The sequence below is a fragment of the Cereibacter johrii genome, assembly GCF_001720585.1.
GTDB lineage: Bacteria > Pseudomonadota > Alphaproteobacteria > Rhodobacterales > Rhodobacteraceae > Cereibacter_A > Cereibacter_A johrii.
This window is the reverse complement of sequence record NZ_MABH01000246.1, coordinates 1-7,985: the sequence shown is the minus strand read 5'-3', so window position 1 is coordinate 7,985 and position 7,985 is coordinate 1. Positions and strand designations below refer to the sequence as shown.

Sequence of the window (7,985 nt, the reverse complement as noted above, 5' to 3'; positions counted from 1 at the left end):
CGGGGGGCAGACAGCCCCCCGCGTCGGACCGGCAGCCCGCCCGCCCCGCGTCGCCCCGGCCGGAGCCCGCGTCCGTTCAGCTCCGCACGCCGGAGAAGCGCGTCTGCCATTCGGCGCGCTCCTCGTCGGTGATCTTGCGGAAGAGCACGTCGGGCGTGGTGAAGCCATGGCCTGCGGGCAGCACCTCGAGCGCGCGGCCGACATCGGCGGGCCAGCTCCAGTCCTCGCAGCCAAGCGAGGCCATCATCGAGGCCGCCGCATCCGGGATGAAGGGCCGCGAGATCACCGCATAGAGCCGGATCAGGTTCAGCGCGAGGCGGATCATCGCCTGCGCCTGCTCGGGATCGGTCTTGACCACCGTCCAGGGGGCGGCGGACTGCAGATATTCGTTCCCCGCGACCCAGAGCGCGCGCAGCTCGGAGGCGGCCTTGCGCACCTCCATCGCCTCCATGCAGGCCTCGTAGGCCGCCAGCCGCTGCTGCAGCTCGGCCACCAGCTGATGCTCGCGTTCGCCAGGGCTGCCGCCCGCGGGAACCGTCTCGCCGAATTTCGAGCGGCAGAATTTCGTGACCCGGCTCACGAGGTTGCCCAGCACGTCGGCCAGATCCTTGTTCACCGAGCCCTGGAAATTCTCCCAGGTGAATTCGCTGTCCGAATTCTCGGGCGCATGCGACAGGAGCCACCAGCGCCAGTAATCGGCGGGCAGGATCGAGAGCGCCTGATCCATGAACACGCCGCGGCCCTGGCTGGTCGAGAACTGGCCGCCGTCATAGTTCAGGTAATTGAACGACTTGATGTAATCCACGAGCTTCCAGGGCTCGCGCGAGCCCATGATCGTCGCCGGGAAGGAGAGCGTGTGGAAGGGCACGTTGTCCTTGCCCATGAACTGGACGTAGCGCACATCCTCGGCGCCCTTGTCGGTGCGCCACCAGCGCTCCCAGTCGGCGTCGGCCTTGCCGTTCGCATCCGCCCATTCCGCCGTGCCCGCGATATATTCGATCGGCGCGTCGAACCAGACGTAGAAGACCTTGCCCTCCATGCCGGGCCAGGGCTCGCCGCCCTTGCGCACCGGCACGCCCCATTTCAGGTCGCGGGTGATGCCCCGGTCCTGCAGCCCCTCGCCGTCGTGCAGCCATTTCTTCGCGATCGAGGTGGTCAGCACCGGCCAGTCGGTCTTGCTGTCGATCCAGGCCTCGATCTCGCCCTTCAGCGCCCGCTGGCGCAGGTAGAGATGCTTCGTCTCGCGCAGCTCGAGTTCGGTCGAGCCCGAGATGGCCGAGCGCGGGTCGATCAGGTCGGTCGGGTCGAGCTGCTTGGTGCAGTTCTCGCACTGGTCGCCGCGCGCCTTGTCGTAGCCGCAGTTGGGGCAGGTGCCCTCGATATAGCGGTCGGGCAGGAAGCGGTTGTCGGCCACCGAGAAGAACTGGCGCTCGACCACTTCCTCGATGAAGCCGTTCTCGGCCAGCGCCCCTGCGAAATGCTGGGTCAGACGGCGGTTCCGCGCGCTCGACGAGCGGCCGAAATGATCGAAGGAGAGGCGGAAGCCCGCGGCGATCTCCTTCTGCACCTCGTGCATCTCGGCGCAATAGTCCTCGACCGGCTTTCCGGCCTTGGCGGCGGCGAGCTCGGCGGGGGTGCCGTGCTCGTCGGTGGCGCAGATGAACATGACCTCGTGGCCCCGGCCGCGCATGTAGCGGGCATAGAGATCCGCCGGAAGCTGGCTTCCGACCAGATTGCCCAGATGCTTGATCCCGTTGATATAGGGGATCGCCGAAGTGATGAGTATCCGCGCCATGCCCAGTAATCCCTGTGTCCCGACCGCGGGCTGTTTAGCGCCGGACGCTCGCGAGGGCCAGAGGATGATTTCGCGCCTGCGCCGCCTGCGAAGGGCTGTCGGCCCGTGGGCGGGTGGCCTGCCCGAGAGCGGGGCGGGCGGGGCCCGGGGGTCAGTCGGCGGCCCGGCCCTCGATCTCGATCCCGTCATGGCCGCGGCGCAGGATCCATCCCGCGGGCGGCTCCATCCGGGACCGGAGCCGGTCGAGCCGCCAGCGGTCGTGGGGCGCATAGGCCATGTGCCAGCGCGTCTCGATCCCCGGCGCGCCGCCCCGGCCGGGTGTGAGCAGGATCCCGAGGGGCGGATCGATCCCGAGCTCTGCGGCGGCCTCGCTTCCGGTCTCGGCGGCCAGATGCTGCCGGCGCACCGGCGTCAGCGGCGGCGGTTCGATCAGGTCGACCACCACGAGAGGCACCGCCCCCGAGCGCAGCGTCTCTTCCATCGACCAGAGCAGATCCTCGGGGCGGCGGGTACGGGCAAAGATCATCCGGCCGGGCTCGACGAACTCGCACATCCCGTCGGGATAGAGCCGCTCGGGCCGCCAGCCGGGATGGATCCAGATCACCGGGCCCTGACAATGCGCCATCAGGAACATGGCGAGCACCCGGCGCGCCGGCCCGCAGAATTCATGCACCCGCGCGCGCGAGATCGCGAGATCGCCCACCAGCCGCTGCATCGGCCGGACCCGGGCTCCGTGGCGGTCGAGAAGCTGAGTCGTCATGCGGGCATCCTGACATGTTCCGCCTATGTTCTCAATCCCCCGTGCGGCGAGGCGGAGGCTCTGCACCCGGCCTCTCCCGGCGGGCCGGGCCGTCTCCCTGTCTGCCCTGCCTCACCGCAAGCCGCTCTCCGCCGCTGTGCCGGCGCGCAAACCGGCGCCTTGCCTTGCCATCGCAGGCAGGCGGGCTAGGCTGCAACCGCAGAACAGGAGACCCATATGAAGCGCATCCCCCTCGGCCGCACCGATCTGACCGTTTCCGAAGTCTGCCTCGGCACGATGACCTGGGGCAGCCAGAACAGCGAGGCCGAAGCCCATGCCCAGATCGATCTCGCCCTCGACCACGGGGTGAATTTCCTCGACACGGCCGAGATGTATCCGACCAATCCCGTGACGGCCGAGACGGTGGGCGGCACCGAGACCATCATCGGTCGCTGGCTTGCCGCGCGGGGCGGGCGCGACCGGATCGTGCTGGCGACCAAGATCACCGGCGAGGGCAATGCGGCGGTGCGCGGCGGCGAGCCGGTGACGCCCGAGAGCCTGCGCCGCGCGCTCGAGGGCTCGCTCGCGCGGCTCGGCACCGACCATGTCGATCTCTACCAGATCCACTGGCCGAACCGCGGCTCCTACCATTTCCGCAAGATGTGGGCCTATGTGCCGCCCACGGGGGTCGAGGCGGTGCGCGACAACATGCTCGCGGTGCTCGAAGAGGCGCAGAAGCTGGTGGCCGAGGGCAAGGTGCGCCATTTCGGCCTCTCGAACGAGACGGTCTGGGGCGCGGCTCAGTGGCTCTCGCTGGCCGACCGGCACGGGCTGCCGCGCATGGCCACGGTTCAGAACGAATATTCGCTGCTCTGCCGCCAGTTCGACACCGACTGGGCCGAGCTTGCGGCGCTGGAGGAGATGCCGCTTCTGGCCTTCTCGCCCCTGGCCGCGGGGCTTCTGTCGGGCAAATATGCCGGAGACGTGACGCCCGACGGCTCGCGCCGCGAACGCAATGCCACGCTGGGCGGGCGCGTCACGCCCACCGTCTTCGAGGCGGTGGCGGGCTATCTGGGGATTGCGGCGCGCCACGGGCTCGACCCCTGCCAGATGGCGCTTGCCTTCTGCCGCAAGCGTCCCTTCCCGGTGATCCCGATCCTCGGCGCGACCTCGCTCGACCAGCTGCGCACCAACCTCGGCGCCTGCGACCTCGACCTGTCCCCCGAGGTCGAAGCCGAGATCGCGGCGGCCCGTCGCAGCTGGCCCGCGCCCTACTGAGCCCTTGCGGAAGGCGTGCGCTTCGCGCCATCTGGCGGGGCACCGCGCCCCCCGCGCGGCCCGGAGGACGAGACAGACATGCGCCGACCGCTTCTCCTTCTTGCGCTGCTCGCGCTCGGAGCCTGCCGGCTGGGGGCGGATGCAGGCGGGCCGCCCGCTCTCGATCCGCAGCCGCTCGCGGCCCCTCCGGTCGAGATGACGACCCTGACCGATCCGGCGCCGGCGGCCGTTCCGCCCGCACCCGGCCCCGGCAGCGCCCCGGAGACTGCGGCGGAACCGCCGCCCGTGGTCGTCTCGCCCAGCCAGCGCGCCTGCGAGAAGGCCGGCGGCAGCTATGCGGCGGTAAAGGCGCTCTTCACCTGCGTGAAGACGCCGCCCGACGCGGGCAAGCGCTGTGCCCGCGAATCCGACTGTTCGGGCCGATGCCTCGCCCGCTCGCAGACCTGTGCGCCCCTTGATCCCCTCCTGGGCTGCAACGACATCCTGGACGACGAGGGGCGGAGGATCACCCTGTGTCTCGACTGACGGCCCTGCCTCTCCTGCTGCTCGCGGCCTGCGCCCCCAGGGTGCCGGAGCCGCCGCAGACCTTCCGCGACACGAACCAGCCCATCTGGTCGAACGCCGTTTTCGAGCCGGCGCGGATCGCCGGCGACTGGCAGGAGGTGGCGGCCTTCGCGCAGCCGGGCGCCTGCCGGCCCGGCGGCGTCGAGATCCGGCCCACGGCTTCGGGGCTCGAGATGACCGGACGGCTCTGCCTCGGCGGACGCGAGACGGCGCTGGCGGGGCCTCTGGCCGTCACCGGCCCCGGACGCCTGCTGCCCGCCGGCGCGACCGAACCCTGGTGGGTGCTCTGGGTCGATACCGATTACCGGACCATCGCCCTCGGCACGCCCTCGGGACGGTTCGGGGTGCTTCTGAACCGGGGCGGACCCCTGCCGCCCGACCGGCTGGTCGCCGCCCGCGAGATCCTCGAATGGAACGGCTACGATCTCGGGCGGTTGATCCGGTTCTGAGCTTCAGGAGGCGCCATGCTGCGTTCGACCCTTCTTCTCTGCTGCCTTGCGGGCCCCGCCTTCGCCGAGGAAAGCCCGTGGATCGGCGACTGGGCCGCCGATCCGGCCTGGTGCGCCGCCGCCGGCCGGACGGGGGAGGTGCCCGAGGCGCCGATCCGCATCACCGCGACCGAGTTCCAGGGCTACGAGAACCGCTGCAGGATCGCCGAAACCGATCCGCTCACGGTCCTGCCGGGGGCCGAACTGGTGCTGGACTGCGAGTCCGAAGGCGAGACCTTCACGGATGCACGGCTTCTGGTGATCGACGCGGCCGACTCGATGCTGATGCTGGTGCCGGGCGCCGAGCCGCTGCGCTTCAGCCGCTGCGCGTCCGCGGCCGCGGCGGACTAGATCCCCGTCAGGCCGATCTGACGGGGTGCGGCAGGTGCCTCTCCCGGCCGGCCGTCGAGGAAGCGAGCCCTTACTCCAGCCTGCGGAAGGTCGGAACGGGGCCGGAATTGTCGAAGAAGGGCACGCCCGGACCGGCGTCGCGGCCCTGAGCCAAGGCCGAGACCTCGGCCAGCACCACCTCGGTGATGAAGGGCAGGTCGAGCCGCCGCGCCTCGGCCAGAGGCAGCCACTGAAGATGCGAGAGCTCGTCGCAGGCTGCCGAAAAATCGTCGGGGTCCGCCGCCAGCCGCGCGGCCTCCGCCAGAAAGAAGCGCGCATCGAACCGCCGCGGGCGGCCGGGCGGCGTGATGGCGCGAAAGACGAAGCGCAGGCCCGATGCGTCGGGCCGAAGGCCGCGGCGGGCAAAGGCCGTCCAGCCGTCGGGGGCGGTCCAGACGCCCGGCACGCCGAGCGGCAGGCCCGTTTCCTCCCAGAGTTCCCGGATGGCGGCCGCGGCCAGCGCGGGCCCCTCGTCGCCCAGCCGCCGCAGACAGGCCGGGGCGGGCAGCCCCGCCAGCGGCACGCGGGCGTCGGCGTCATCGACCGCTCCGCCGGGAAAGACGAACTTGGACGGCATGAAGGCTGCCGAGGCGCCGCGCATGCCCATGAGCACTTCCGGGCCGGCCGGCCCGTCCCGCAGCAGGATGACGGTGGCCGCAGGCCTTACCCGCGTCTTGTCATCCCCGCCCGCTTCCGCCGCCAAATCCATGCATCCTCTTCGCCCATTGCAGCGCCACCATGGCGCCTTTGAGGCGGGGCAGCAAGAAGAGCGAGAGGGCCACGGTCCCGATGCCGAAGATCGTGGCGAGCAGGGCCGGATCGGGCCGGAACTCGACGAAGGCCCAGAGGATCACCGGCGCCATCAGGTGGCCCACGATCAGGATCGTCAGATAGGCGGGCCCGTCATCGGCCCGCTGGTGGTGCAGGCTCTCGCCGCACACCGGACAATTGTCCCGCACCGTCAGATAGCCGCGCAGCATCGGCCCGGAGCCGCAGCGCGGGCAGACGCGGTTCCAGCCACGCCAGAGGGCCGGGCCGAGGGGGCGTTCCTCCTCCTCGGTTTCGAAATCCACGGTTCCATCCCGCATGCGCTGCCTCCGACTCGCAAGCACTCCTCACGCGCAACGCCCGAGGGGGCGTCCTGTTCCGGCGTGAAGGGCAGGTTAATCATCCTCCGCCGGACTCATCTATTGGGATTTTCGGGCAGGGGCGACGGAAGCGTCGCACCGTGTCGTTTGAGATGCACGAACCAGGCAGCAACGGCTGCCGCGAGCCCAGGAGAGACCGACTTGACACGATTTGCCATTCTGAGAGCCGCCGCCGTGACCGCCCTCACCCTTGCCGCAGGAACCGCTCTGGCCCAGACGGGGCCCGCTCCGACCCCGGGCCCGGGGCCTTGCGTCCAGGGCGCGGACTGCCCCGCCGGCCGCATGGGCCCCGGCGCGGGCATGGGTCCGGGTGCCGGCATGGGACCGGGCATGGACATGGGCCGCGGGCGAGGGCCGATGTTCGACTTCGACGCGCTTGACGCGGACGGCGACGGGAAGGTGACGAAGGCCGAGCTCGAGGCCGCCCGCGCGTCCCGCGTGGACAATGCGGATGCCGATGGCGACGGGCTCCTGTCGAGCGAGGAGCTGACCGCCCTCCATGCCGCGCGGATGATGCCGCGCATCGAGGCCAAGACCCGGCGCATGATCGAGATGTTCGACGCGGACGGCGACGGCAAGCTGTCGGTCTCGGAACTGGCGGCGGGTCCCGGCCCGATGATGGTCTTCGACCGGATGGATGCGGACGGGGACGGCACGCTCACGGCCGACGAGGCGGCGCAGGCCGGGTCGAAATGGCACGGGCACGGGCGCGGCGGCCACGGCCCGCATGGCTGGCGCATGTTCGACCGCTGAGCCCGCCTGCTGCCCGGCGCTTCGGCGCCGGGCGGAAATTGCGTGCCGGATGCGGTTGCGCTACTTCGGGACCAGGATGGACATGCCGTTCGACGCCCTTTCCGACGTCTCCGACGAGGCGTTGCTCGTGCTCTATGCCAACGGCGAGTCCGCCGCGGCACGGGCTTTGACCCTGCGGCTGGCGCCGCGGGCGCTCGCCGTGGCCACCCGCGTCCTGTCCGACCGGGCCGAGGCCGAGGATGTCACGCAGGAGGCGATGCTCCGGCTCTGGCGCATCGCCCCCGACTGGCGGCAGGGCGAGGCCCGCGTCTCGACCTGGCTCTACCGGGTGGTGTGCAACCTCTGCACCGACCGGCTCCGCGGGCGGCAGCGGCGGGCCTCGAGCGCGCTCGACGATGCGCCCGAGGTGGCCGATGCCGCCCCGGGCGTCGAAGAGGCGCTGATCGAGGGCGACCGGATGCGGGCGCTCGATGCGGCGCTGGCGGCCCTGCCCGAGCGGGCGTGAAGGGCAAGAAGGCCCTGCCCGAGCGGCAGCGGCAGGCGGTGGTGCTGCGCCACATCGAGGGCCTCTCGAACCCCGAGATCGCCGAGGTGATGCAGATCGGCGTCGAAGCGGTGGAGAGCCTGACCGCGCGAGGGAAACGGGCTTTGGCGGCGCTGCTTTCCGGGCAGCGCGCCGAACTGGGGTATGGGGAAGGCTGAGATGCGCGACCGCGATCTGGACGATCTTTTTGCCGAAGCGCGGCGCGAGGCGCCCGTGCCTTCGGCCGATCTCATGGCGCGGATCCTCGCGGATGCCGCAGCCGAGCGGCCCGCGCCCGCGCCGGCCC

The 7,985-nt window shown here is 71.0% G+C and carries 9 protein-coding genes and 2 pseudogenes; 7 read left to right on the top strand and 4 right to left on the bottom strand.

Annotation, left to right across the window (positions count from 1 at the left end; genetic code table 11):
• Positions 1 to 76: 76 nt before the first annotated feature.
• Positions 77 to 1,795, bottom strand: a complete 1,719-nt coding sequence (gene metG / locus A9O63_RS20645; RefSeq protein ID WP_069333569.1) for a methionine--tRNA ligase — start codon at positions 1,793 to 1,795, stop codon at positions 77 to 79.
• 151 nt (positions 1,796 to 1,946) lie between these two features.
• Positions 1,947 to 2,555 (bottom strand): ImuA family protein, encoded by a 609-nt coding sequence (locus A9O63_RS20640; protein ID WP_069333568.1) that lies wholly within the window; start codon positions 2,553 to 2,555, stop codon positions 1,947 to 1,949.
• A gap of 216 nt (positions 2,556 to 2,771) precedes the next feature.
• Here A9O63_RS20640 and A9O63_RS20635 point away from each other — a divergent pair, with 216 nt between their 5' ends.
• From A9O63_RS20635 to A9O63_RS20620, 4 genes are all read left to right on the top strand, one after another.
• Positions 2,772 to 3,812 carry an aldo/keto reductase gene (locus tag A9O63_RS20635; protein WP_069333567.1) on the top strand — a complete coding sequence of 347 codons (1,041 nt, stop codon included), beginning with the start codon at positions 2,772 to 2,774 and terminating at the stop codon, positions 3,810 to 3,812.
• A 78-nt stretch (positions 3,813 to 3,890) separates the two neighbouring features.
• A complete protein-coding gene (locus A9O63_RS20630) occupies positions 3,891 to 4,337 on the top strand; it encodes a hypothetical protein (RefSeq protein ID WP_069333566.1) in 447 nt (148 codons plus the stop codon).
• A complete protein-coding gene (locus A9O63_RS20625) occupies positions 4,325 to 4,825 on the top strand; it encodes a lipocalin family protein (RefSeq protein WP_069333565.1) in 501 nt (166 codons plus the stop codon). Before A9O63_RS20630 ends, A9O63_RS20625 begins: the two co-directional genes overlap by 13 nt.
• A 15-nt stretch (positions 4,826 to 4,840) precedes the next feature.
• Positions 4,841 to 5,215: a hypothetical protein gene (locus tag A9O63_RS20620; RefSeq protein ID WP_069333564.1), complete on the top strand. Its 375-nt coding sequence runs from the start codon at positions 4,841 to 4,843 to the stop codon at positions 5,213 to 5,215.
• Between the two features lie 70 nt (positions 5,216 to 5,285).
• On the opposite strand, the gene A9O63_RS20615 is transcribed toward A9O63_RS20620, so the two are convergent.
• Complete coding sequence (locus A9O63_RS20615) at positions 5,286 to 5,963, bottom strand: NUDIX hydrolase (RefSeq protein ID WP_069333563.1); 678 nt, start codon at positions 5,961 to 5,963, stop codon at positions 5,286 to 5,288.
• A complete protein-coding gene (locus A9O63_RS20610; protein WP_069333562.1) occupies positions 5,932 to 6,342 on the bottom strand; it encodes a DUF983 domain-containing protein in 411 nt (136 codons plus the stop codon). Before A9O63_RS20610 ends, A9O63_RS20615 begins: the two co-directional genes overlap by 32 nt.
• A 417-nt stretch (positions 6,343 to 6,759) precedes the next feature.
• On the opposite strand from A9O63_RS20610, the gene A9O63_RS23130 reads away from it, so the two are divergent.
• The 3 genes and pseudogenes from A9O63_RS23130 to A9O63_RS23685 form a co-directional block, all read left to right on the top strand.
• A complete protein-coding gene (locus tag A9O63_RS23130; protein ID WP_069333570.1) occupies positions 6,760 to 7,155 on the top strand; it encodes an EF-hand domain-containing protein in 396 nt (131 codons plus the stop codon).
• A 76-nt stretch (positions 7,156 to 7,231) separates the two neighbouring features.
• Positions 7,232 to 7,857 (top strand): annotated as a pseudogene (locus A9O63_RS20600) (sigma-70 family RNA polymerase sigma factor).
• 1 nt (position 7,858) lies between these two features.
• Positions 7,859 to 7,985 (top strand): annotated as a pseudogene (locus tag A9O63_RS23685) (dihydroorotate dehydrogenase); the annotation flags it as partial.